Source organism: Arthrobacter rhamnosi, assembly GCF_054510975.1.
Map to the genome: position 1 here is coordinate 408,806 of NZ_JBTNDN010000001.1, position 21,804 is coordinate 430,609.

Annotated in this window: 23 protein-coding genes and 1 tRNA gene; 13 read left to right on the plus strand and 11 right to left on the minus strand. The window is 68.3% G+C overall.

Annotated features, from left to right (window positions below; all coding sequences use genetic code 11):
* The first annotated feature begins 60 nt into the window (after positions 1 to 60).
* Positions 61 to 1,266, plus strand: coding sequence for an amidohydrolase (locus tag ACX80J_RS01900; protein WP_459346638.1), 1,206 nt, complete (start codon positions 61 to 63; stop codon positions 1,264 to 1,266).
* 12 nt (positions 1,267 to 1,278) lie between these two features.
* Positions 1,279 to 1,704: a hypothetical protein gene (locus ACX80J_RS01905; RefSeq protein WP_459346639.1), complete on the plus strand. Its 426-nt coding sequence runs from the start codon at positions 1,279 to 1,281 to the stop codon at positions 1,702 to 1,704.
* Between the two features lie 155 nt (positions 1,705 to 1,859).
* Here the strand turns inward: ACX80J_RS01905 and ACX80J_RS01910 are convergent, their stop codons facing one another.
* A complete protein-coding gene (locus tag ACX80J_RS01910) occupies positions 1,860 to 3,023 on the minus strand; it encodes a cystathionine gamma-synthase (protein ID WP_459346640.1) in 1,164 nt (387 codons plus the stop codon).
* A gap of 27 nt (positions 3,024 to 3,050) precedes the next feature.
* Positions 3,051 to 4,427 carry a cystathionine beta-synthase gene (locus tag ACX80J_RS01915; protein WP_459346641.1) on the minus strand — a complete coding sequence of 459 codons (1,377 nt, stop codon included), beginning with the start codon at positions 4,425 to 4,427 and terminating at the stop codon, positions 3,051 to 3,053.
* 135 nt (positions 4,428 to 4,562) lie between these two features.
* Between ACX80J_RS01915 and ACX80J_RS01920 the strand changes: the two genes are divergently transcribed.
* Positions 4,563 to 5,714, plus strand: coding sequence for an SLC13 family permease (locus ACX80J_RS01920; RefSeq protein WP_459346642.1), 1,152 nt, complete (start codon positions 4,563 to 4,565; stop codon positions 5,712 to 5,714).
* A gap of 48 nt (positions 5,715 to 5,762) precedes the next feature.
* Positions 5,763 to 6,845 carry a tartrate dehydrogenase gene (locus ACX80J_RS01925; protein WP_459345457.1) on the plus strand — a complete coding sequence of 361 codons (1,083 nt, stop codon included), beginning with the start codon at positions 5,763 to 5,765 and terminating at the stop codon, positions 6,843 to 6,845.
* Here ACX80J_RS01925 and ACX80J_RS01930 read toward each other — a convergent pair.
* Positions 6,842 to 8,116, minus strand: coding sequence for a CapA family protein (locus ACX80J_RS01930; protein WP_459346643.1), 1,275 nt, complete (start codon positions 8,114 to 8,116; stop codon positions 6,842 to 6,844). The genes ACX80J_RS01925 and ACX80J_RS01930 overlap by 4 nt on opposite strands.
* Positions 8,117 to 8,222: 106 nt before the next feature.
* Between ACX80J_RS01930 and ACX80J_RS01935 the strand changes: the two genes are divergently transcribed.
* Together ACX80J_RS01935 and ACX80J_RS01940 are read left to right on the plus strand one after the other, a co-directional pair.
* Positions 8,223 to 9,197 (plus strand): DNA-3-methyladenine glycosylase family protein, encoded by a 975-nt coding sequence (locus ACX80J_RS01935; protein WP_459346644.1) that lies wholly within the window; start codon positions 8,223 to 8,225, stop codon positions 9,195 to 9,197.
* Between the two features lie 45 nt (positions 9,198 to 9,242).
* Positions 9,243 to 9,533, plus strand: coding sequence for a putative quinol monooxygenase (locus ACX80J_RS01940; protein ID WP_459311751.1), 291 nt, complete (start codon positions 9,243 to 9,245; stop codon positions 9,531 to 9,533).
* 59 nt (positions 9,534 to 9,592) lie between these two features.
* Here ACX80J_RS01940 and trxA read toward each other — a convergent pair whose 3' ends face one another.
* Positions 9,593 to 9,985: a thioredoxin gene (gene trxA / locus ACX80J_RS01945; RefSeq protein ID WP_301226026.1), complete on the minus strand. Its 393-nt coding sequence runs from the start codon at positions 9,983 to 9,985 to the stop codon at positions 9,593 to 9,595.
* Between the two features lie 92 nt (positions 9,986 to 10,077).
* On the opposite strand from trxA, the gene ACX80J_RS01950 reads away from it, so the two are divergent.
* On the plus strand, positions 10,078 to 10,509 hold the full coding sequence (locus ACX80J_RS01950; protein ID WP_459346645.1) for a DUF1810 domain-containing protein: 432 nt from the start codon (positions 10,078 to 10,080) through the stop codon (positions 10,507 to 10,509).
* Between the two features lie 17 nt (positions 10,510 to 10,526).
* Here the strand turns inward: ACX80J_RS01950 and ACX80J_RS01955 are convergent, their stop codons facing one another.
* Positions 10,527 to 11,738 carry an MFS transporter gene (locus ACX80J_RS01955; protein WP_459346646.1) on the minus strand — a complete coding sequence of 404 codons (1,212 nt, stop codon included), beginning with the start codon at positions 11,736 to 11,738 and terminating at the stop codon, positions 10,527 to 10,529.
* Between the two features lie 10 nt (positions 11,739 to 11,748).
* Positions 11,749 to 12,186, minus strand: a complete 438-nt coding sequence (locus tag ACX80J_RS01960) for a MarR family winged helix-turn-helix transcriptional regulator (protein ID WP_459346647.1) — start codon at positions 12,184 to 12,186, stop codon at positions 11,749 to 11,751.
* Positions 12,187 to 12,344: 158 nt separating this feature from the next.
* Here ACX80J_RS01960 and ACX80J_RS01965 point away from each other — a divergent pair, with 158 nt between their 5' ends.
* Entirely contained in the window at positions 12,345 to 12,785 is a 441-nt protein-coding gene (locus tag ACX80J_RS01965) for a DUF6314 family protein (RefSeq protein ID WP_459346648.1), read from the plus strand.
* A gap of 8 nt (positions 12,786 to 12,793) precedes the next feature.
* On the opposite strand, the gene ACX80J_RS01970 is transcribed toward ACX80J_RS01965, so the two are convergent.
* Complete coding sequence (locus tag ACX80J_RS01970; RefSeq protein ID WP_459346649.1) at positions 12,794 to 13,762, minus strand: acyltransferase family protein; 969 nt, start codon at positions 13,760 to 13,762, stop codon at positions 12,794 to 12,796.
* Between the two features lie 244 nt (positions 13,763 to 14,006).
* On the minus strand, positions 14,007 to 15,404 hold the full coding sequence (locus ACX80J_RS01975; RefSeq protein ID WP_459346650.1) for a glycoside hydrolase family 6 protein: 1,398 nt from the start codon (positions 15,402 to 15,404) through the stop codon (positions 14,007 to 14,009).
* Positions 15,405 to 15,836: 432 nt separating this feature from the next.
* Here ACX80J_RS01975 and ACX80J_RS01980 point away from each other — a divergent pair, with 432 nt between their 5' ends.
* Together ACX80J_RS01980 and ACX80J_RS01985 are read left to right on the plus strand one after the other, a co-directional pair.
* A complete protein-coding gene (locus ACX80J_RS01980; protein ID WP_459346651.1) occupies positions 15,837 to 16,109 on the plus strand; it encodes a hypothetical protein in 273 nt (90 codons plus the stop codon).
* A 92-nt stretch (positions 16,110 to 16,201) separates the two neighbouring features.
* Positions 16,202 to 17,257 (plus strand): acyltransferase family protein, encoded by a 1,056-nt coding sequence (locus ACX80J_RS01985; protein ID WP_459346652.1) that lies wholly within the window; start codon positions 16,202 to 16,204, stop codon positions 17,255 to 17,257.
* Between the two features lie 57 nt (positions 17,258 to 17,314).
* Here ACX80J_RS01985 and ACX80J_RS01990 read toward each other — a convergent pair.
* Together ACX80J_RS01990 and ACX80J_RS01995 are read right to left on the minus strand one after the other, a co-directional pair.
* Positions 17,315 to 17,396 (minus strand) — tRNA-Tyr (locus ACX80J_RS01990).
* Positions 17,397 to 17,484: 88 nt separating this feature from the next.
* Entirely contained in the window at positions 17,485 to 17,883 is a 399-nt protein-coding gene (locus ACX80J_RS01995; RefSeq protein WP_459346653.1) for a hypothetical protein, read from the minus strand.
* Positions 17,884 to 18,043: 160 nt separating this feature from the next.
* Here ACX80J_RS01995 and ACX80J_RS02000 point away from each other — a divergent pair, with 160 nt between their 5' ends.
* From ACX80J_RS02000 to ACX80J_RS02010, 3 genes are all read left to right on the plus strand, one after another.
* On the plus strand, positions 18,044 to 18,532 hold the full coding sequence (locus tag ACX80J_RS02000; RefSeq protein WP_301226008.1) for a YajQ family cyclic di-GMP-binding protein: 489 nt from the start codon (positions 18,044 to 18,046) through the stop codon (positions 18,530 to 18,532).
* Between the two features lie 529 nt (positions 18,533 to 19,061).
* Positions 19,062 to 19,901, plus strand: a complete 840-nt coding sequence (locus ACX80J_RS02005; protein WP_459346654.1) for a glycosyltransferase family 2 protein — start codon at positions 19,062 to 19,064, stop codon at positions 19,899 to 19,901.
* Positions 19,891 to 20,883, plus strand: a complete 993-nt coding sequence (locus ACX80J_RS02010; protein ID WP_459346655.1) for a glycosyltransferase family 2 protein — start codon at positions 19,891 to 19,893, stop codon at positions 20,881 to 20,883. Before ACX80J_RS02005 ends, ACX80J_RS02010 begins: the two co-directional genes overlap by 11 nt.
* A 42-nt stretch (positions 20,884 to 20,925) precedes the next feature.
* On the opposite strand, the gene htpX is transcribed toward ACX80J_RS02010, so the two are convergent.
* Positions 20,926 to 21,804, minus strand: a complete 879-nt coding sequence (gene htpX, locus ACX80J_RS02015; RefSeq protein WP_459345480.1) for a zinc metalloprotease HtpX — start codon at positions 21,802 to 21,804, stop codon at positions 20,926 to 20,928.

Consider the following 21,804-nt stretch of genomic DNA (forward strand, 5'->3'; position numbering starts at 1 on the left):
GGCTCCCACCCGCGTGCGGATATGGTGGAAATCACCCCGCCCCCCTGCGAAAGGCCGACCATGTCCTCCCCCAGCGGCACGACCCCGCCCGCTCCCGCCACAGCCATCACCAACGCCCACGTCGTCCCGATCGACGGCGAGCCCTTCGACGGCACGGTCGTCGTCGAGCACGGGCGGATCTCGGCGCTCGGTCCCTCCGTTCCCGTGCCCGACGGCGCCACCGTCCTCGACGCGGCAGGAAAGTGGCTGCTCCCCGGGTTCGTGGACGCCCATGTGCACCTGGGCACGCACGAGGAGGGCGAGGGAACAGCCGGGGACGACACCAATGAGATGACCGAGCCGAACACGGCCGGCGTCCGGGCGATCGACGCCATCAACCCGTACGACCCCGGGTTCGACGACGCACTCGCGGGCGGGGTCACCACCGTGAACGTGAACCCCGGCTCCGGCAACCCCATCGGCGGGCTCGCTGTCGCCATCCACACGCACGGGCGGTACCTCGAGGAGATGGTGCTGCGCTCCCCCAGCGGACTGAAGTCGGCACTCGGCGAGAACCCGAAGCGCGTCTACGGCGGCAAGGGCAAGATGCCGTCGACCCGCCTCGGCACGGCGCTCGTCATCCGCGAGGCGTTCATGAAGGCCCAGAACTACATGGGCAAGGACGACGAGAACGCGCGGGACCCGCACCTCGAGGCCCTGGCCATGGTGCTGCGACGCGAGATCCCCTGGCGCCAGCACGCGCACCGTGCCGACGACATCGCGACAGCTCTCCGCATCGCCGACGAGTTCGGGTACGACCTCGTCCTCGACCACGGCACCGAGGCGCACCTGCTCGGCGACGTCCTCGCAGAACGCGGAACCCCCGTCCTGATCGGCCCCCTGTTCACCACGAAGTCCAAGGTGGAGCTGCGCGGCCGCTCCATCGCCAACCCCGGCAAGCTCGCACGGGCCGGCGTCGAGATCTCGATCATCACGGACCACCCCGTCATCCCGATCAACTTCCTGGTGCACCAGGCCACCCTGGCGATCAAGGAGGGCCTCGACCGGGAGACCGCCCTGCGCTCCATCACCATCAACCCCGCGAAGGTCCTCGGCCTGGCGGACCGCCTCGGCTCGCTCGCCGTCGGGAAGGACGCGGACCTGGTGCTCTGGAGCGGCGATCCGCTCGATGTGATGCAGCGCGCCCTGCAGGTGTGGATCGGCGGCACCGAGGTCTACTCCTACGACACCGAGACGCGCAGCGGCACCGTCGCTCCCCGGGGCTAGGCCGTCCCTCCGGTGAGTCCGCGCAAGGATCCCCTGCCGCCCCGGCCGTTCCCGCTGCGGGCAGCGATCGCCCTGTGGCTCGTGGTCGCGGTGCTGCTGCTCGTCGCGGCAGGCACGTTCATCGCATCGGCTGCGGTGCGGGACCTCGACCGTGCTGGGTTCATCGGGCTCGGCACGCTCCTCGGGGCGCTCGCCGTCCTGCAGTTGATCCTCCTGCTCCCGCTGCGCCGGGGCAGGAGGAGCGCCCGCGAGCTGCTGAGCACCATCGGCATCATCGCGGGAGTGCCCGTCGTCGTCCGCGGGACGCCGGGCCTGTCCCTGATCGCCGTCGGGATGCTGGTTGCCGTGCTGCTCCTGTGGCTGCCGCAGAGCAGCGCCTTCTTCCAGCAGACCCAGCCGAAGGCGAGGAAGCGCTTCCGGCTGCCGGGGTCACGATAGCCCCACATCCGCCCGGGCACCCGGCGCGGCGGACCAGACCCGGGGCGGCGCACCCCCGGCTCTGGGCACCCGGCGCGGCGGCGACGCCGCGAACAGCTCCGGACACACGAAAGGCCCCTCCCACCGGAGGGGCCTTTCATGGAGGACAGCGGGGACTAGCGCAGGGAGGAGATGGCCTGCTCGAGGTCACCGATCAGGTCCTCGACGTCCTCGATGCCGACGGACAGCCGAATCAGGTTCTCGGGTACCGCGAGCTCCGTGCCCTTGACCGACGCGTGCGTCATGTCGGAGGGGTAGTTCATCAGCGACTCGATGCCGCCGAGGGACTCCGCGAGGATAAAGACGTGGGTGGACTCCGCCACCTTCTTCGCGGCCTCCGCCCCGCCCTTGAATGTCACGGAGATCATGCCGCCGAAGTCCTTCATCTGTGCTGCGGCGAGGTCGTGGCCCGGATGCTCGGGCAGCCCTGGGTAGTACACACGCTCCACCTCGTCCTGCTCCTGCAGCCAGCGCGCGATCGCGGTGGCGTTCGAGGAGTGGCGGTCCATGCGGACCCCGAGGGTCTTGAGTCCGCGCGTGGTGAGCCAGGCCTCCATGGGTGCGGACACGGCGCCGACGGCGAACTGCACGAAGCCGATCTTCTCGGCGAGCTCGTGGTCGTTCACGACGACGGCCCCGCCGCTGGCATCCGAGTGCCCGCCGATGTACTTGGTGGTCGAGTGCACCACCACGTCCGCTCCGAACGTGAGCGGCTGCTGCAGGTACGGCGACGCGAACGTGTTGTCCACGACGAGCAGGGCGCCGGCGTCATGCGCGAGCTGGGCGGTCGCGGCGATGTCGGTGATCTTCATCATGGGGTTCGACGGCGTCTCCACCCACACCATCTTCGTGTTGTTCGCCGCGATGGCCGCCTGGACCGCAGCGGTGTCCGCCATGTCCACGGCGGTGTTGGTGATGCCCCACTGGGACAGGACGCGGTCGATCAGTCGGTAGGTTCCACCGTAGGCGTCGTTCCCGAGGACGATGTGGTCGCCGGGGCGGAGCGCGGCCCGGATGAGCGCGTCCTCGGCGGCGAGGCCGGACGAGAAGCTGAAGGCGCGCTTGCCGCCCTCGAGCGCCGCGATCTGGGTCTGCAGCGCATCCCGGGTGGGGTTAGTGCCGCGCCCGTACTCGTACCCGTTGCGCAGCTTGCCGATGCCGTCCTGCGCGAAGGTGGTGGTCTGGTAGAGGGGCGGGATCACCGCTCCGGTGGTGGGGTCGGGGGTCTGGCCCGCGTGGACGGCTCGGGTGTTGAAGCCCTGGTCGTTCGAGTGCGTCACGATGCTCCTGGAATTCGGATCGGGGTGTTACTTGCTCACATATGTCAGCAAGTCATGGCGCGTAAGAATTCCCACGGGTGACCCGACGAACGTCACCATCAGCGTGTCGCTGTCCTGGAGCCGTTCGCGCGCCGTCCCGATGGATTCGAGCGACCCGATCAGGGGCAGCTTCGCGTCCATGTGCTGGGAGATCTTGTCGGTGAGGCGAGCCTCGCCGTGGAAGATCTTCGCCGTCAGGGAGCGCTCGTCGACCGAGCCCAGCACCTCGCCCATCTTGACGGGTGGCTCCTGGGACAACACCGGGATGCTGGAGACCCCGTACTCGTCCATGATCGAGATGACGTCCCGGACCGTCTCGGAGGGGTGCGTGTGGACGAGGTCCGGCATCGAACCGTTCTTGGCGCGCAGCACGTCGCCGACGCTCGCGTCCTCACCGCTGTCCAGGAACCCGTAGGACCTCATCCAGTCGTCGTTGAAGATCTTGCCGAGGTAGCCCCGGCCGCCGTCGGGCAGGAGGACCACGACGACGTCGTCGGCCGTCAGGTCCTTCGCGACACGGAGGGCCGCGACGACGGCCATGCCGCAGGAGCCGCCGACCAGCAGGCCCTCCTCGCGGGCGAGGCGCCGCGTCATCTCGAAGCTCTCGGCATCCGTGACGGCCTGGATCTCGTCCGGGATGGACGGATCGTAGGAGTCCGGCCACATGTCCTCGCCGACGCCCTCCACGAAGTAGGGACGCCCGGTGCCGCCCGAGTAGATGGAGCCCTCGGGGTCGGCGCCGATGATGCGCACGGGGCCGCCCTCCCGGTCCGCGGAGATCTCCTTGAGGTACCGTCCCGTGCCGGTGATGGTGCCGCCCGTGCCGACGCCCGTGACGAAGTGCGTGAGCTTGCCGTCGGTGTCGTTCCAGATCTCGGGGCCGGTGGTCTCGTAGTGGCTCAGGGGCCCGTTCTGGTTCGAGAACTGGTCCGGCTTGTACGCGCCGGGGATCTCGCGGACCAGGCGGTCGGAGACGCCGTAGTAGGACTGCGGGCTGTCGGGGGCGACGGCGGTCGGCGTGACGACGACCTCCGCGCCGTAGGCCTTGAGGACGTTGCGCTTGTCCTCGCCCACCTTGTCGGGCACCACGAAGACGCACTTGTAGCCGCGCTGCTGGGCGACGAGGGCGAGACCGACGCCGGTGTTGCCGGAGGTCGGTTCGACGATGGTGCCGCCGGGCTTGATCTTGCCCTCGGCCTCCGCGGCGTCGATGATCTTCGCCGCGATGCGGTCCTTCACCGACCCGCCGGGGTTGAGGTATTCGACCTTCGCGAGGACGGTGGCTGCGATGCCGTCGGTGACGGAGTTGAGCTTGACGAGCGGGGTGTTGCCGATCAGGTCAACAATGGAATTGGCGTACTTCATGCCTACAACGCTACCGGCTGGCGCGCCGACCTCCATGCCGCCGTTACGCCGCGGGACGTCCTCGCCCGGACGGGAGTCGCCGCGGAGCACTCCCGGGCGTCCGTGCCATACTGTCCGGCGGAACGGAGACCACCCTTGAACCTTCGCAGTGCCTCCCGCGCGATCCTGCCGGTCCTCGCGGCACTCTGCGTCGGAACCGGTGCGCTGCCCGGTTCCGACCTGGCGGAGCTGTGGGCGCGCATCTGGCCGATCCTGCTCTTCGTGGCCGCCATGACGGTGGCCACCGACCTCCTCTTCGCTGCCGGGGTCTTCGAGAAGATCATCGCGGCCTCGGCCCGCGCGGCCCGAGGCCGGACCCTGGTCCTGTGGCTCGTGACGGTCCTCCTCTCCGTGGCCTGCACGGTGTTCTTCTCGCTGGACACGACGGCCGTGCTGCTCACTCCGCTCGTGGTGCTCCTCGCCCGCAGGGCCGGCCTGCCGCCACTGCCGTTCGCCGTGACGATCGTCTGGCTCGCCAATACCGCGTCGCTGCTCCTGCCGGTGTCCAACCTGACCAACCTGCTGGTCCAGGAAGGGCTGCAGCTCAGTCCGGTGCAGTTCGCGGGCCTCGTGGCCGGCCCTGCGCTGGTCGGCGTCGTCGTGCCCTGCACTGTCCTGCTGCTGATCTTCCGGCGGCAGCTCTCGGGACGGTTCTCCCCCGCCCCTGCGCGCCCCGCCGAGGACCGCGTGCTGCTGCGCTGCGGGTACGCGGTCCTCGCACTCCTCCTGCCGGCACTGGTCAGCGGGCTGCCGGTCGCACTGAGCGCGACCCTCGCCGCGGTGGTCCTGGCCGTGCTCTTCGCGGTCCGTCGGCCCGGCACGTTGACGGTGAAGATGCTCCCCGTCGCTCCGCTCGTCCTCGCGCTCAGCCTCTTCGTTCTCGTCACCGCCGCGCACGCACAGGGCCTCGACACCTTTCTCGCCCCCGCGGCAGGTACCGGCGAGGACTTCCCGGACCTGCTGCGGCTGGCCGCCGTAGGAGCGGCCGGAGCGAACGCCGTCAACAACCTGCCCGCATATCTCGCCCTCGAGCCCTCCGCCGCGTCCCCGCTACGCCTCGCCGCCCTGCTCGTCGGCGTGAACCTCGGCCCCCTCGTCACTCCCTGGGGCTCGCTCGCGACACTCCTGTGGGCCGAGCGGCTGCGATCCCTGGGTCTGTCCATCCGCTGGGTGCCCTTCGGCCTCGCCGGGTTGCTGGTGACGGCACTGGCGCTGCCGTCCGCCGTCCTCGTGCTCTCCTGGGGCTGATGAGCCTAGGCTGGAACGGTAAGCCGCCTGCCGATGAGGAGAACTCCCATGACGAACAGCTACCGCATCGCGGTCATAGCCGGCGACGGCATCGGCAAGGAGGTCATGCCGGAGGGCCTTCGGGCGCTCCGGGCGGCCGCGGACGCGTACGGCTTCGAGGTGGACGCGGTCGAGTTCGACTACGCCAGCGCCGACTACTATCTGGAGCACGGCCAGATGCTGCCCGACGGCTGGTTCGAGGAACTGCGCCGCTTCGACGCGATCTTTTTCGGGGCCGTGGGCTGGCCCGACGTCGTGCCGGACCATGTGTCCCTGTGGGGCAGCCTGCTGCAGTTCCGGCGCCACTTCGACCAGTACGTCAACCTCCGCCCGGTGAGGCTGCTGCCCGGGATCACCAGCCCCCTCGCCGGCAGGAAGCCGGGTGACGTGGATTTCTACGTGGTCCGAGAGAACACCGAGGGCGAGTACTCGAGCGTCGGGGGCAGGATGTTCGAGGGCACCGACCGCGAGACGGTCATCCAGGACACGGTCATGACCCGCACGGGCGTGGATCGCATCCTGCGGTACGCCTTCAATCTGGCGCAGAAGCGTGGGAAGAAGCACCTCACGTCCGCGACGAAGAGCAACGGCATCTCGATCACCATGCCGTACTGGGACGAGCGGGTGGAGGCGATGGCGGGCAGGTACGACGACGTACGCGTGGACAAGTTCCACATCGACATCCTCTGTGCGAACTTCGTGCTCCACCCCGACTGGTTCGACGTCGTCGTGGCGAGCAACCTCTTCGGTGACATCCTCTCCGACCTGGGACCGGCCTGCACCGGCACCATCGGCGTGGCGCCCAGCGGGAACATCAATCCGGACCGCACCTTCCCCAGCCTCTTCGAACCGGTCCACGGCTCCGCGCCGGACATCGCCGGCAAGGGCATCGCGAACCCCGTGGGCCAGATCTGGAGTGCGTCGATGATGCTGGACCACCTCGGCGAGACGGAGGCGGCCGCCGGGATCCTGGGCGCCATCGAGTCGGTGCTGGCTACCGGCGGCGATGCGCTGACGCGGGACCTGGGCGGCACGGGGACGACGGCGTCGCTCGGCGGAACCATCGCGTCGGTCATCGCAGGGACGCGCTAGCGTCCCGGGCCCTCCGTGGACAGCTCCCACTGGCGGGCTCCCGCCTCGGCCGCGCCGAGGGATTCGACCACGCTCCGGGTGCGCTCCCGGACGGCGGCCTCCTGCTCGGGCGACGAGCAGGCGCCGGCCGGCTGGTCGGGCGCCAGCGAACACCAGCGGTACGGCCCGGCGACGATCAGCGACGGCAGCCAGTCCAGCCCGGAAACCGACCAGGCGCCCGCGTCATCCCGGCTGAGGCGGGCCCGGACCATCAGTCCCTCGTTGTTGACCTCGTACGTGGGCGACAGTTCGGTCACCCCGTTCCCCAGGCCGTAGACGATCCAGGTGCCGTTGTACTGCTCGATGGGCAGGACCGAGTGGGTGTGGTGTCCGTAGATGAAGTCCACCTCGCCGCTGTCGGCGAGCGCGTGCGCCACCTCGGTCTGCTGGGCGTTCGGGACGGAGGCGTATTCGTCGCCGGCGTGCAGGGCTGCGATCACGATGTCCGCTCCCTGCTCCCTGGCGGCCCTGGCCTTGGCGATCATCGTGGCCGTGTCGAGCAGGTCCACCCGCCAGGGCTGGTCGGGCACCAGCCCGTTGAGGCCGTAGGTCGCTTCGATGACGGCCACCTTCGCCTCCGGCTGCTCGAGGATCAGGGCCTTCCCGGCATCAGCGGCGCTTGCATAGGACCCCGTGTGCCGGAGGCCCGCCGCGTCCAGGGCCGCGAGTGAACGCTCCACGCCCTCCGGGCCCCAGTCCATCGAATGGTTGCTGGCGGTGGTGCAGGCGTCGTACCCGACCTCCTTCGCGGCGAGGACGATCTGCGGGGGCACGTTGAACTGCGGGTATCCCGAGAAGGGCCCTTCCGGGTCGGCCACCGGGGTCTCCAGGTGGCAGATCCCCAGCGTCCCGGCCGCGAGGTAGGGGCGCTGGCCTGCAAGCAGCGGCTCGAAGTCGAGCGGAGACTTCCCCGTCACCGCCGCATCCTCCGCGGCCTGCTCCCACAGTTGCGGATGCACCAGGAGGTCGCCCGTGAGCACGATCCCGACACAGTCCTCGCATGCCTGGGAGGACTGTGTCGGGGACGGCGACGGCGACGGCGTCGCTGGAGCGGCCGGCGCCGAAGTCGCCGCGGCACCGCCGGCCCCGTCCGCCGTGCACCCGCCGCACAGCAGAGCCAGCCCCAGGAGGACGCCGAGACGCCGGCCCGTGCTCGGCGCAGGACGCGGACGCCTGCCCGTGGCCGCCGCGCGCGGGATCTTCCCCGCCCGAGCACTCCGCACCTCTGCCATCTGCTGTTCCTTCCACCTCTTCCACCGGACTGCCCGATGGTACCCCTGCGGACCCCCGAGCATGACACATCCCGGGACCGCGGGGGCCTCGTGGGACGATGAATGCATGAGCATCGCCCCCGCCGCCGTTTCCTCCGGCGCGGAAGCCACGGAATGGATTCCCGACGGCCCGTACAACCTGGCAGGGACGGTGGGTACCCTGCAGTGCGGCCCGCACGACCCCTCGTTCATCGTCCAGGGGCCTGATCGCTGGCTCGCCTTCCGGACGAGTGACGGGCCGGTCACGCTCGTTCTGCGGCAGCGCGGCTCGTTGAACGACAGCCGCATCCGGGCCATGGCGTGGGGGCCGGGTGCCGCCCGGGCGCTCGAGTCCCTTCCGCGCCTGCTCGGCGCGGAGGACGACTGGAGCGCCTTCGACAGCCCCCGGTTCCGCGCCGGCCTGCCCGAGCTCGCCCGCAAGGGCCGCTACCTCGACCCGGGGCTACGGCTGCCGGCGTCGCGCCGCATGCTCGACACGGTGGCCCGGGCGATCCTCGAACAGAAGGTCACGGGCATCGAGGCCAAGCGCGCCTGGCGCTACCTGCTCACCCGGTACGGGGACGCCGCTCCTGGTGCGGGAGAGTTCGCCCCCGCGGAGCTCCGCCTACCCCCGACCGCGGAACAGTGGCGTCGCGTCCCCTCCTGGGACTGGCACAAGGCCGGAGTGGATTCGAAGCGCTCGGCGACCATCCTCAGGGCGGCCCTCGTGGCGAGCGGACTGGAGCGCCTCGCGTCGCTGCCGGGCGGGGAGGCCGTCCGCGCCGGCCTGAGGTCGGTTCCCGGCATCGGCGTGTGGACGGTGGCGGAAGTGGTGCAGCGCACGCACGGCTGCCCCGACTCCATCTCCGTGGGCGACTACCACCTCGCGGCCTACGTGGGCGCGGCCCTCACCGGCCGGCGGACCGACGACGCCGGGATGATCGAACTGCTCGAACCCTGGAGGGGGCAGCGCCAGCGCGTCGTCCGGTCGCTCTACTCGAGCGGCTTCCGCAAGCCGACCTTCGGTCCCCGGCTGTCCCCCGAGGACCACCGGCGGCGCTAGGACGCAGGAATGCGGCGGACGAACGAGCACCGCTAGGGTTGAGGGATGACCCAACCCGTAGACGTCACCGCAGTATTCACCCCCCTCGACGGCGAGTTCTTCCGCGTGAAGCTCGCCCTCGACATCGCCATCGAACAGGTGGTGCAGGAGCCCGGCTGCATCCGGTACGAGATCACGGACGCGCAGGAGGACCGCATCGTCCTCACGGAGCAGTGGGAATCCACCGAACTCCTGGACACGCACCTGCGCGGACCTGCCGTGCAGGACCTCAACGAATCGCTGAGCGCACTGCTGGCCAAGCCCGTCGATGTGGTGCGTTCGGACCAGGCGGCCTGATCCCTCCACACAAGAGCCCCGCACTCATCGAGTGCGGGGCTCTTCGGGTCTCGGGACGGCTACTGCGCGTCCCCGGCCGGGCTTCCGCCCTGGGCCTGCTGCTGCGCGATCTGCTCGTGCACTGCCTTCATGTCGAGTCCCTTGACGGCGTCGACGAGTTCGCCGAACTGCGTCGCGTTGAGGGCACCGGGCTGGGAGAACACCAGGACCTTCTCGCGGAACGCCATGAGCGTCGGGATGGAGGTGATCCCTGCGGCCGCGGCGAGCGACTGCTCCGCCTCGGTGTCGACCTTCGCGAAGGTGACGTCCTCGTGCTGCTGCGAGACGGCGTCGTACACCGGCGCGAACTGCTTGCACGGCCCGCACCAGTCGGCCCAGAAATCGACGAACACGATGTCGTTGCCCTCGATGGTTTCCGGGAAGCTTGCCTCAGTGATATTGATTGTCGACATGCCTTAACGCTAGCGACCGCCGCCGGACCTGTCAGTCCTGTTCGCTACCGATGAAGTGACCGCCCGTTCTCACGCTCCCACCGGAGGCCCGCATGACCGACACCTACGACCTCGCACGATTCGTCCACGCGCAGGAGGCCTCCGGCACCTATGAGCATGCCCTCGCCGAGCTGCAGAACGGCCGGAAGGTGGGGCACTGGATGTGGTTCGTCTTCCCGCAGGTGGCAGGACTCGGCAGCAGCCCGACGTCGGTCCGGTACGCCATCGGCTCGATCGACGAGGCCCGCGCCTATCTGGCGCACACCCTGCTCGGACCCCGCCTGTTGGAGAGCGTCCACGCGCTCCTCAACCTCGAGGGAAGCGATCCGGTCGCGGTACTCGGCGGGATCGACGCCCGCAAGCTGCAATCCTCGATGACGCTCTTCCACCGGGCCGGCCCGCAGGAACCGTGGTTCAAGGCCGTGCTCGACCGGTACTACGCGGGCCAGGAGGACCGGGCGACGACGTCGATCCTCGACGGCTGACGCCATCGGTCCCGCTCCTACCCGCCGACCTCGGCTGCGTGCGTGAGCGAGGCGCGGCCTGCGAGGATCACGGCTCCTGCGACGAGCACCATAACCGCGGCGACGGCGTAGGTGGCCTGCGGGTTGAAGACCTCCGCGAGCTTCGTCGCGGCGAAGGGTGCGAGCGCCCCTCCCATCCACCGGACGAAGTTGTAGCCGGCGGATGCGACGGGCCGTGGCGAATCCGAGACACCCATCGCGAGCTCCGTGTACAGGGTGTTGTTGATGCCCAGCAGGGCGCCGGAGATGATCACCAGCACGACGACGGCTGTCACCGAGCGCTCTGCGGCCAAGGCGAGGCCCACGAGCACGAGAACCAGGGCCGCGAGGGTCAGGAGCAGCACGCGGGTGGTGCCGAGCATGCGCTGCAGCGCGGGTGCCACGAGGACCGAGAAGACCGCGACCATGAGGCCCCAGCCGAAGAACACGGCACCGATACCGTACGCATCCATCCCCAGCACGAAGGGTGTGAAGGCGAGGATGGTGAAGAACCCGTAGTTGTAGAAGAGGGCGCTCGACGCCGTGGTGCGCAGGCCCCTGTGCCCGAGTGCGACGAGCGGGTCCTTGAGCGATGTCGTGGTGGCGGGACGGGGCGTGGCGGGCAGCAGGATGGTGAGGGCGAGGAACGCCGCGGCCATGAGCACGGCGGTGCCGAAGAACGGCGCACGCCACTGCCAGCCGCCGAGGAGCGCACCGAGCAGCGGGCCGAGTGAGATCCCGAGGCCGAGGGCCGCCTCGTAGAGGATGATCGCTGTGGCGGTACCCCCGCTGGCCACGCCGACGATGACGGCGAGCGCGGTGGCCACGAAGAGCGCGTTGCCAAGGCCCCAGCCGGCCCGGAAGCCGACCAGGGTGGCCACGTCACCGGACAGGCCCGAGAGCGAGGCGAACACCACGATCAGTCCCAGTCCGAGCAGCAGCGTCCTCTTTCCGCCGATGCGCGAGGAGATGAAACCGGTCACGAGCATCGCCACGGCCGTCACGAGGAAGTAGCTCGTGAACAGCAGCGACACCTGGCTCGGTGAAGCGTCGAGGTTCTCGGCGATGGCGGGGAGGATCGGGTCGACGAGACCGATGCCCATGAAGGCGAAGACGGCCGCCAGGGCCGTGGCCCACACGGCTCTGGGCTGCCGGAAGAAGGACTGCTTCTCCTCGGCAAGGACCGATGCGGGCTGCGCGTGGGTGGTCACTCGGGTACTCCTAGGCGGTGTGGTTCAGTTTCTCGATGATCGGCAGGGCGGCCGCGAGCGTGGTGCGGTCCTCCTCGTCGAGCTGGTCCAGCAGTGCGGCGACGCGCTCGTTACGGCGCCGGCTGGCGGCCTCCCAGGCCGCCCGGCCCTTGTCCGTGAGCTGGACGAGGACACCCCGCGAGTCGGTCGGATCCGGCTGCCGGAGGACGAGGCCGGCCTGTTCGAGCTTGATGATCTGCTCGGTGGCCGAGGGGACGCGGATGCCGAGGTTGGCGGCGACGCGGCTCACCCGCAACGGTTCCTCCGCCGCCATGCTGAGTGTGCTCATCTGCATGGTGGTCAGCTCCCCGTCGCTGTCCATCGAGCGGCTGAGGTACACGGCGTGGCGCAGGGTGGTGCGGAAGGACTGCGCGAGGGCCAGCAGGGGCACGTCGCTGGAGGGACTCATAGTTAGGTAGCCTAACATTCCACCGAGGGCGCGGCAAGCCGACGTCAGGGCAGGACGGTGTCGGGACAAGATGTAGCCGGGACAGGACGTAGCCGGGACAGGACGTAGAGTGCCAGAAAGCGCCGACGTGGCGCGGAGGACCGAGGGGAGGCAGCGGGGTGACATCGAGCGCAGTTCTCCCCGTCGTCGACCCGCTCGCCTTCCTCGCCGGCAGCTGGTCGACCCGCCGCCACCTGCTGGACCGTTCGAGCGGCACGGAAGGGCTCTTCGTGGGCATCACGACCTTCACGCCCGACGACGACGGACTGCGGTGGGACGAGGAGGGCACCGTGTCCTGGCCCTCCTTCGAGGGGCCGGCCTCCCGCTCCTACCGGGTCACGGCCCAGGGCACGACGATGGCGATCCACTTCCCGGACGGCCGGTTGCTCTGCCGCCTCGACCTCCGCAGCGGCAGGGCACATGACGAGCACTGGTGTTCTCCCGACACCTACCTCGTAGACTTCCGGATCCCCTCGTTCAGCACCGTCGAGTACTCCTGGGACGTCACCGGACCGGCGAAGGACCATCTGCTGACGACGACGCTCACGCGCCAGGACTGAAACCTCGCTCAAGCCCTCGCCCGGCGGAAGCCTTCGGCGTGCTCGCGCGGCCTGGCTTTCAGCGCCGGCAGTTCGAACAGCAGGTTGACCGAGGCGTGCTCCCTCGTCGAGTACATCCAGGCGAGGCCGAGCGGCACCCCGACGCCCCCGAGGAGCAGCAGGGGGAACACGAACCACTCCCCCGTCAGTCCGAGGCCGTCGGCGAGCGCGAGCATGATCATGATCGGTCCCAGGTGCGCGACGTAGAAGACGATCGAGTAGCGGCCGACGAACTCGAGGGCGCCCGTCGCCCAGGTGGGTCCCAGCCGAGGGAAGAGCCAGCAGACGACGACCAGTCCACCCAGGACTCCCCAGGCGTACTCCGTGCGATACAGGACGTTCCGGTCGACCACGTTGAACACACCCACGGCGGCTGCGGAGACCGCTCCCGCACCGAGCAGCCAGGGATTCGCTCGAGCCCGTTCCAGGAGCCGGGGATGCACGGCGCACCAGGCTCCCAGGAAGAAGAACGCAGCGAGGAAGGCCATCGTCTCGGGCCTGCTGCCGTCGGGCAGCACCAGCGAGGCCACCAGGCCGACACCTGACGCGACGATCGGCGAGATGCGCCGCAGCGGGTAGGCGAGCGCGTAGAAGGCGAGGATGAACCAGAGGTACCAGAGGTAGGTCGGTGCGAGGTAGAAGATCTGCGCCACGCCACCGGGACTGAGATCACCGGTCGCCGTCAGGATGATCAGCGACCACAGGACATACGGCCATGCGACCAGGGAGACCTTGCCGGCGAGGTACTCGCGCCATGGTTTCGCGACCGACCGCGGCAGCAGGATCCCCGAGAGGAACATCAGGACGGGCATCCGGAAGGGCTCGAGGAAGAGATTGAACCCGTCGATACCGGCGGTGAATCCTCCGGCGATCCGGAGGGACTCCCCCGCGTGCAGCACGACGACGAAGAGGATGGCGACGCCGCGCAGGCTGTCCAACCAGCCGATCCGCGGCCCGGGCGTAGTGCTGATGGCGGCCTCCCCACTCGAGACGTCCTGAGCATGCGTACTGAAGCTTCGTGGACGACGCCTGCGCGGATGGCCCCGCGGCCAGGATGAGTGGACGAGATCGATGACGGCAACAGAAGAACCCGCTCCACGGGAGCGGACTCTTCTGTTGCGGGGTCGGGAAAGCACTCCCGCCCGGACCACTGTCGTGGACCGGGGCGCAGGTGCCTGTCGGCTAGAACCTGGCCTTATTGATGAGTTCCTGGGCGCGTTCGGGGAAGAACACGCCGGCGCCGGGTCCTCCATTGCAGGTGCCGTCCGACTCGCCCGGAGCCTTGAGCCAGAGGAAGGCATCGACGTTCGGGACTCCGGAGCTGAGGGTCGGCCGTTTCCCGAGTCCCTGCCCGGTCGGGTTGCACCATGTGGTGGCTGTGGCGACACCGTTCCGGCTCGTGTCCACGATCATCTTCCACGGGAGCTTGGACGCCGCGATGACCCTGTTTCCGTAGTCGATGATGGAGGCGTTCGAGTTGTAGGCGGACACGTTCACGCTGATGCCGTCGATGGTGACTCCTGCCGGGAGGACCCGCTTGATGCGGTTCGCCATCTCCGACGCGTCGACCCAGTTCGAGGCGTCGACGTAGACCTTCGCCTTCGGGTTCGCCTTGAGCTTCTGCACCGCGTACTTGAGGGACTCGATACGCTCCGTCTGCTGGGCGGCCGACAGGTCTCCGAGGTGGCCGAGCGCATCGGGCTCCACGGCGACGATGACGGGAGCGGTGCCGATCCCTGCGGCGAGGCCGTCGATCCATGCCCGGTATGCCGCGAGGTTTCCCGCACCGCCGGAGGAGTAGCTGCCGACGTCCCAGATCGGGACGTTGTAGGCCAGCATGCTCACGACCTTCCCGTTCGCCGCAGTTACCCGCTGCCGGGCTTCGGCCTGGACCTGGGCCGGTGTTCCGCCTGCGAACCAATGGGCCGTCGGAGTGGTTTTCAGGATCTCGAAACCGGCGAACTGGTCCACCTGTCCGGGGCCGTCGTACAGGACCCCCGTGGTCGTGGAAACCGGAGTTGTTGCTGTAGCAGGAACAGTGAGGTTCTGTTCGACCGAGCTGAGGCGCAGGGCCCCCCAGGCGTAGGAACCCGCGGGAGGCCCATCGAACACCATCAATCGAAGTTCGTAGACGCCCGCCGGGAGTGCCGGGAGGCTGAGGCTCTGGGTCGTCGTCCCGGTGAGGTCCCGGCCCTCCACGAACACGTCCGCTTTCCTGACGTTGTTCTGCCACGCTTCGACGTAGACGACCTTGTTCCCCTGTGTCCCCGACGGCGAGGTGATGGTCACGGCGAGAGGGGTCGCCTTCCCGCCAGCCGCAGATCCGAAGCGGATCGAACCGTCCCACGTGGCGGCGGCCGTGGTGGGTGATGCGGAGGGGCTGGGGCTCGGGCTGGGCGCGGGCGCATCCGTGTCGTTCGCCTCGATCCACGCTTCGACGGCCGTGAGCCGCTGAGCAAGACAGGCCGCCTCTGCAGTTGTACAAGGGGCAGTGAAGTCGGTGCCCGCCGCAGCACCGGAGGCGCTGAGCATCACCCCGACCACTGCGAGAGCAAGAACCTTCGTGGATCTGAGACGCATCGTGCTTCCTTACGTGAGCCGCGGGTTCGGCGCTCGTGATTGCTTGGAATCCAGCAGAATCCGGACCTGAGCCAGCCGGATGAATTCCGAGAAGACTACCGATTGTGTGACCCCTGTTACGGATGATCCCGGTGTGAAAGAGGATTCTTGGGCAAAACCTGCGGGCGTCATGGGGATCGGCATCCTCCTGGCCCCGCGTTCCAGGACCGGGTGCGGGCCGTGATCCTCCTGCGGCGGCGGGACCGGAATCCGGTTCTCCTACCGGCGGGTCGTGTCCGCCGACCCGTGGAAAGGAGCGGCAAAGCGAGTGATGCCCGAAAAAGGTTGGGTACGGATACTCGTTTTCACGCCCGGAAGTCGTCCGTACAGTACGGAGCATGGGCCGCAAGCCCCAGGTCTGACTGCCACCTTTCGGCTGTCGACCTGGCCGGCATGCAGTGCTTCCCTCCCGCGCACAGGCGCATACCAATTCTTGGCACAGGAGCCCCCGACGAGAAGGGACAGGAGTACATCCAGGGATTGGAGGCCTACGAGCACGCGCTGGAGGACAACTACTTCCAGCTCGTCATCCTGGATGACAGCACTGGCATCGGCCGGCAGCTGGCGCCTGAGGAGTTCGGGTTCGCCCAGACGAACACGGTCACCGACCCTGCCTCCGGCCACACCTGGAGGATCTACCAGAGGTTCGACGAGATCCGCCCGTGAGGGAGGACGTGCCGGTTCCCGTCGGGCGCGGCGGGGAAGCCGGAACGATGAAGGGCTGGGGCCCGAACAATGGGGGAAGCGTGGCCGCTCGAATGACGACATCCGCTGCGCCTGCGGTCCGTCTGGCATGGCCCGATGCCACCCGCGGGCTCGGTGTGGTCGCCGTTGTGCTCTTCCACGTCCTGATATGGCATCACGATGCCATCGGGGGCGGCCCCACGGCGCTGTCAGGTTTCTGGGACACGACCGATGTGGCCGTCGGACGATTGAGGATGCCCGTGCTGTTCGCCCTCTCAGGAATCCTTGCAGCCAGAGGCCTGGCAGGAGGCTGGCGATCAGGATCGGCGCGACTCAGAGCAGCCGGCAACTACTACATCTACGCGGTGTGGCTCACGCTCTACCTCGTGTTCTTCCTCGCCGCCCGGGAAAAAGGCTTCCCCCACTCGTTCAGGACGGTGCGAGCGTGGGCGACGCAGTTGTTCCTGCCGGATACCACGCTGTGGTTCATCCTCGCGCTGGCGATCTACCCCGTGCTCGTCACCGTGCCCCGGGCCATGCACCTGCCGGCAGCAGCCGTCCTCACGGTAGCCGTCGCTTCCTGGGGTGCCGGCACGTACCTCGACATGCCGGGGTTCACCGGAAAGATGATGGCGAACTTCCTCTTCTTCTGCGTCGGCGTCTACGGCTCCGCGGCGCTCCACGCCGTCGCTCGATCAGCACTGCGCAGCAAGGTCGGCTACGTCGTGGTGTTCCTGGCTCTCGTGGGTCTCGCCACCGTCGTGCCGCAGGGACTTGTGATTCCCGTGGTTCTGCTGTCGAGCCTGGTCGCGGTTCCGGCAGCCATCGCGGTTACGTCCGAGGCCTGCAGGATCGCGTCAGTTGCCCGCCTGGGCGCCTATGTCGGCGCGCGGACCTTGCCGATCTATCTGCTGCACCCGCTTGTGCTCTGCGGTGTCTCGTTTCTTCCCGGTGTGCCGGCAGTTGAACGCCTCGTGAGCACTGTCCCCGGTGACGCCCTGTACCCGTTGGGCCTGACGGTAGCCGTCATCGTCGTGTCCCTGGCGATCCATGAGCTCCTGCGGGCGATCCCAGGGAACCCTCTGTTCACGCTGCCTGCGGGACTTTCCCGGAACCTGACCACCGCTTAACCACGAGAGGCCGGTACTCCCGCTCTTTCGAGCGGAGGTACCGGCCTCTCCTTGCTGTGGCAGATGAGGGATTCGAACCCCCGTAGGCGTTGCCAGCTGATTTACAGTCAGCCCCCTTTGGCCGCTCGGGTAATCTGCCGAACGTCTTCGTAGGAAGACCGCCCGCAGCAAGCGCGGGCAAGACAACTTTACAGACAAACCGCTCAAGAGACGAATCGGGCGGAGCATCACAGCCCCGCGGCCACCCTGCGCTCGATCTGGGCATAGAATCCGTCGGCCTGTTCGGGCGTGACCATCCGCAGCAGCACCGCCCGGTCGAGGTCCGCGCGGACGCCGGCGAGCCGGTCCGCCGAGGAGGTTGCTCCGCCCGCGGTGACCGTCGATGCGGCGTTCGGTGACGACCCCGGGCGGAGTTCGAGGATCAGGTCACGGGCCTCGTAACCGGAGGAGTCCAAGGAGTCCGCGGAGTCCGCGGAGTCCACGCCGGCGGCCACCGCCGGCGGGACTGCGAGCGCGGGCGCTGCGGCAAGGCCGGCCACAGATGCCGCCGCTGCCGCGGCGAGGAAGGATCCTGCCACCGCCCTGCGGAGACGGACCCGGTAGCGGCGGCGTGGCGTCGTGGACATCGTTCGGCTCCTCTGATGCGGTAGGTGGCTCCCAGCGTGCCACCCGAGCGTGTGCGCACCCCCGGTGGGAACTGGCACGGAGCTGTAAACCGTCCGGCGCCCGGCACAGGGGTTGCGGATAGTCTTGATGCAAGACATCCAACCATCCCGAGGAGGCACCGTGGCGAGCGAATCCACGTTCGACGTCGTAAGCAAAGTGGACAAGCAGGAGGTCGCCAACGCGCTCAACCAGGCGCAGAAGGAGATCGCCCAGCGGTACGACTTCAAGGGAGTCGGCGCCGAAGTGGACTTCAGCGGCGAGAAGATCCTCATGAAGGCCAACTCGGAGGAGCGCGTCCTGGCCGTGCTCGACGTCCTGCAGTCCAAGATGATCAAGCGCGGCATCTCCCTGAAGTCCCTCGACACCGGCGAGCCCTACCCGTCCGGCAAGGAATTCCGCCTGGAGACCTCCATCAAGGAGGGCATCGCCCAGGACATCGCCAAGAAGATCAACAAGCTCATCCGCGACGAGGGCCCGAAGGGCGTCAAGTCCCAGATCCAGGGTGACGAGCTGCGCGTCAGCTCCAAGTCCCGTGACGACCTGCAGGCCACGATGGCCCTGCTGAAGAACTTCGACGAAGCCGATCTGCAGTTCGTCAACATGCGCTAGGTTCCGGCAGCCGGCAAGACTCACATCGGGTGTTCGAGGGCGGTGCGACTGGCCACCGCCCTCGCCGGGGTGAACAGGTCGGGGAGCGACGATCGACGCCATCGGCACGTCGCCCGCTCCGCCACGGCAAGTAGTGACCCGCGGCACACGAGTACCGCGGGGCCCGCCACCTAGTCGCTGGGCCAGCAACCCAAGTATCGGTCGAATAGCGCGGGTATCAGATTCCGGGTAATTCGGGTATGGCCGGCCCGCGACACCTCCACCATGGGGGTTTAAGCTGAATTTCACCAAGCAGTATCTTCGAATTTCCATTCTGTTCACCGGGAATTCGAAGGTTCGGCTCGGAGGACGGGCTCTCGGGACGGCTTCGGTCGCATCGGGGGCGGAGGAACCGCCGTCGACCAGGTCTGTTGGGGACCCCTCCTGGCTCTAATCAGCTGCCGCGGGCCGCCACGCCCATCCCATCCGTAAGACGGTGAAAACCTTGTCAGTCAGCGTTCCTGATTCCCGCACGCTCCGGAGCGGGGACATGCAGGCTCCGCGAGCGTCGGTCAGCGTCGTCATCCCCACGCTCAACGAAGCGAAGAATCTTCCGTGGGTGCTTCGTCGGATGCCCGCCTACGTGGACGAGGTCGTCATAGTCGACGGCCGTTCGGTCGATTTCACTGGAGAGATCGCCCGGGCGCTCCGGGCCGACGTCGTCGTGGTGGCCGAACCCCGCGCGGGGAAGGGGACCGCTGTCCGGGCCGGATTGGCGGCAAGCTCCGGGGACATCATCGTCATGCTCGATGCTGATGGAAGCATGGACCCACAGGAGATCGGCTGGTTCATCTCCCCGCTCCAGCACGACTTCGATTTCGTCAAGGGCTCGCGATACATCACCGGGGGCGGTTCCGAGGACCTCACCCCGCTGCGCGACGCCGGCAATTGTGCGCTCACCGAATTGGCCGACGTAGTTCTGGGCGGCAATTACTCGGACCTCTGCTACGGCTATATCGCACTGCGCAAAGAGTGCCTCGCTGTCCTCGAACTCGAATCGGATGGATTCGAGATCGAGACCGAATTGATCGTCAGGGCCGCTCGCGCGGGCCTCCGTATCGCGGAGGTGCCGAGCCTGGAACTCAACCGGATATCCGGGAACTCGAACCTCCAGACCTTCCGCGACGGATGGCGCGTACTCCGCACCCTCGCCCGTGAGTGCAGCTTTTGGGATGCTCCGACAGCAGGAGCCCGCCCGGAAGCCCTCCGACGCGTCAAGTACAGCTACCCGAGTGTCCGTTTCCCCCGCACACCAACCGATCCGCACAGCGTCCTTGCAGTGCCAGTTCTTGCAGTGCCACATGAGGTAGGAGAGCTCCATGGCCAGTGAATTACCCACCGTTTCAGTTGTCATCTGCACATACACGGAGAAGCGTCTGAGCCTTCTGGCCAAGGTCGTCGATTCCGTCCGGGTCCAGTCGCTCGCCCCGGAACAGATCATCGTCGTCGTCGACCACAACGAGGACCTGTACAAGCGCCTCATCATGGACTTCCAGGACGTGGTGCTGGTCGAGAGCAGTGGCCAACCGGGACTCGCCGGTGCTCGTAACACCGGATCAAGCGTCGCAACCGCGGAGATCATCGCCTTCCTCGACGACGACGCCGAAGCAGCACCGGACTGGCTGGAGCGCCTGTCCGCCTTCTACGACGATCCTGACGTACTCGCCGTCGGAGGGCGCGTCGACCCCGTATGGGAGACGGCCCGCCCCGCCCATTTCGGCGAGGAACTCGACTGGATCGTCGGATGCAGCCACCGGGGTATGCCCCGCGTGGCCACCGAGGTCCGGAACCTGATCGGTGCGAACATGTCCTTCCGCCGCGAGGTGCTGGAGCACGTCGGCGGCTTCAATCACGAGCTCGGCCGGCAGGCAGTCAAGCCGCTCGGCTGCGAGGAGACGGAGATCTGTATCCGTGCGAGCCTGGCCCTGCCCGGGGCCCGGATCGTCTATGACCCTGCGGCGGTGGTGAACCACCATGTACCCGCGACCAGGGGGACCCTGAACTACATGCTGGCGCGCGCCTGGTCAGAAGGGTTGTCCAAGGCGCAGGTGAGCCACCTCGTGGGGCACAAGCGGGCTCTCCGATCGGAGCGCTCGTACGTGCGGAGGATCCTTCCTCGGGCGGTGCTGTCCGGGATCCGGGACTGGGGGTCGGGGAACGACACGGCCGGACTCAGCCGGGCGGGCGCCGTCCTCGCGGTTCTGGCGTGCACGACCGGCGGGTATCTCCGGGGACGACAGCTGGCCCATGCGGCGACCTTCCGGACCGGAGTTGCACCGTCCCCGAACGAGCCGTGGAGAACCGTCACCTGAGCGGAGGCACGATCCCAGGCATCCGGCTGCCGGGGGACGCCGTCAGCGCAGCGGACGGCCCGCCATGCCCTCGAGGCGCGCGATGCGCTCGCCCATCGGCGGGTGGGTGGCGAACAGCCGGCCCATCCCCCCGCCCCTGAACGGGTTGGCGATCATGAGGTGCGAGGTGTTCACGAGGCGCTGGTCCTGCGGGAGCGGAGCACGCTGGGTGCCGGTCTCCAGCTTCCGGAGGGCCGAGGCGAGCGCCAGGGGATCGTCGGTCAGGACCGCGCCGTCCTCGTCGGCGTCGTACTCGCGGGTGCGGCCGATGGCCGTCTGGACGAGGCCCGCGGCGAGCGGGGCGAGGATGGCGAGGAGCAGCGCACCGATGGCGTTGCCGCCCTGGTTCCGGTTGCCGCCCATCATGCCGGTGAAGGCGAACATCTGCGCGACCGAGGTGATGACACCTGCGACGGCGGCCGCGATGGACCCGGTGAGGATGTCACGGTTGTACACGTGCATGAGCTCGTGTCCGAGGACGCCACGCAGTTCGCGCTCGTCGAGCAGCTGCAGGATGCCCTGCGTGCAGCACACCGCTGAGTTCTCCGGATTACGGCCGGTTGCGAAGGCGTTCGGCGCCAGAGTCGGTGAGATGTAGAGCCTCGGCATCGGCTTGCCGGCGCGCGCGCTCAGCTCCCTGACGATCCGGTACATGGCGGGCGCCTGCTGCTCGGTGACCTCGACGGCACCCATGCTGCGGATGGCGATCTTGTCGCTGTTCCAGTAGCTGTAGGCGATCGACCCGACGCCGAAGAGGGCGAAGATCCAGATGAAGGACGAACTGCCCGTGGCGCCGGCGATCACTGCGCCGAAGACGAGGAAGATGCCCATGAGGGCGCCGAACAACAACGCCGTCTTGGCCCCGTTGAAATGGTTGTGCAC

Bases quoted from the DNA above. Each gene is read 5' to 3' on its own strand.
- ACX80J_RS01900 (WP_459346638.1), top strand. From the start codon at position 61: ATGTCCTCCCCCAGCGGCACGACCCCGCCCGCTCCCGCCACAGCCATC.
- ACX80J_RS01915 (WP_459346641.1), bottom strand. From the start codon at position 4,427: ATGAAGTACGCCAATTCCATTGTTGACCTGATCGGCAACACCCCGCTC.
- ACX80J_RS01925 (WP_459345457.1), top strand. From the start codon at position 5,763: ATGACGAACAGCTACCGCATCGCGGTCATAGCCGGCGACGGCATCGGC.
- ACX80J_RS01930 (WP_459346643.1), bottom strand. From the start codon at position 8,116: ATGGCAGAGGTGCGGAGTGCTCGGGCGGGGAAGATCCCGCGCGCGGCG.
- ACX80J_RS01935 (WP_459346644.1), top strand. From the start codon at position 8,223: ATGAGCATCGCCCCCGCCGCCGTTTCCTCCGGCGCGGAAGCCACGGAA.
- ACX80J_RS01940 (WP_459311751.1), top strand. From the start codon at position 9,243: ATGACCCAACCCGTAGACGTCACCGCAGTATTCACCCCCCTCGACGGC.
- trxA (WP_301226026.1), bottom strand. From the start codon at position 9,985: ATGTCGACAATCAATATCACTGAGGCAAGCTTCCCGGAAACCATCGAG.
- ACX80J_RS01950 (WP_459346645.1), top strand. From the start codon at position 10,078: ATGACCGACACCTACGACCTCGCACGATTCGTCCACGCGCAGGAGGCC.
- ACX80J_RS01960 (WP_459346647.1), bottom strand. From the start codon at position 12,186: ATGAGTCCCTCCAGCGACGTGCCCCTGCTGGCCCTCGCGCAGTCCTTC.
- ACX80J_RS01975 (WP_459346650.1), bottom strand. From the start codon at position 15,404: ATGCGTCTCAGATCCACGAAGGTTCTTGCTCTCGCAGTGGTCGGGGTG.
- ACX80J_RS01980 (WP_459346651.1), top strand. From the start codon at position 15,837: ATGCAGTGCTTCCCTCCCGCGCACAGGCGCATACCAATTCTTGGCACA.
- ACX80J_RS01985 (WP_459346652.1), top strand. From the start codon at position 16,202: ATGACGACATCCGCTGCGCCTGCGGTCCGTCTGGCATGGCCCGATGCC.
- ACX80J_RS01995 (WP_459346653.1), bottom strand. From the start codon at position 17,883: ATGTCCACGACGCCACGCCGCCGCTACCGGGTCCGTCTCCGCAGGGCG.
- ACX80J_RS02005 (WP_459346654.1), top strand. From the start codon at position 19,062: ATGCAGGCTCCGCGAGCGTCGGTCAGCGTCGTCATCCCCACGCTCAAC.
- ACX80J_RS02010 (WP_459346655.1), top strand. From the start codon at position 19,891: ATGGCCAGTGAATTACCCACCGTTTCAGTTGTCATCTGCACATACACG.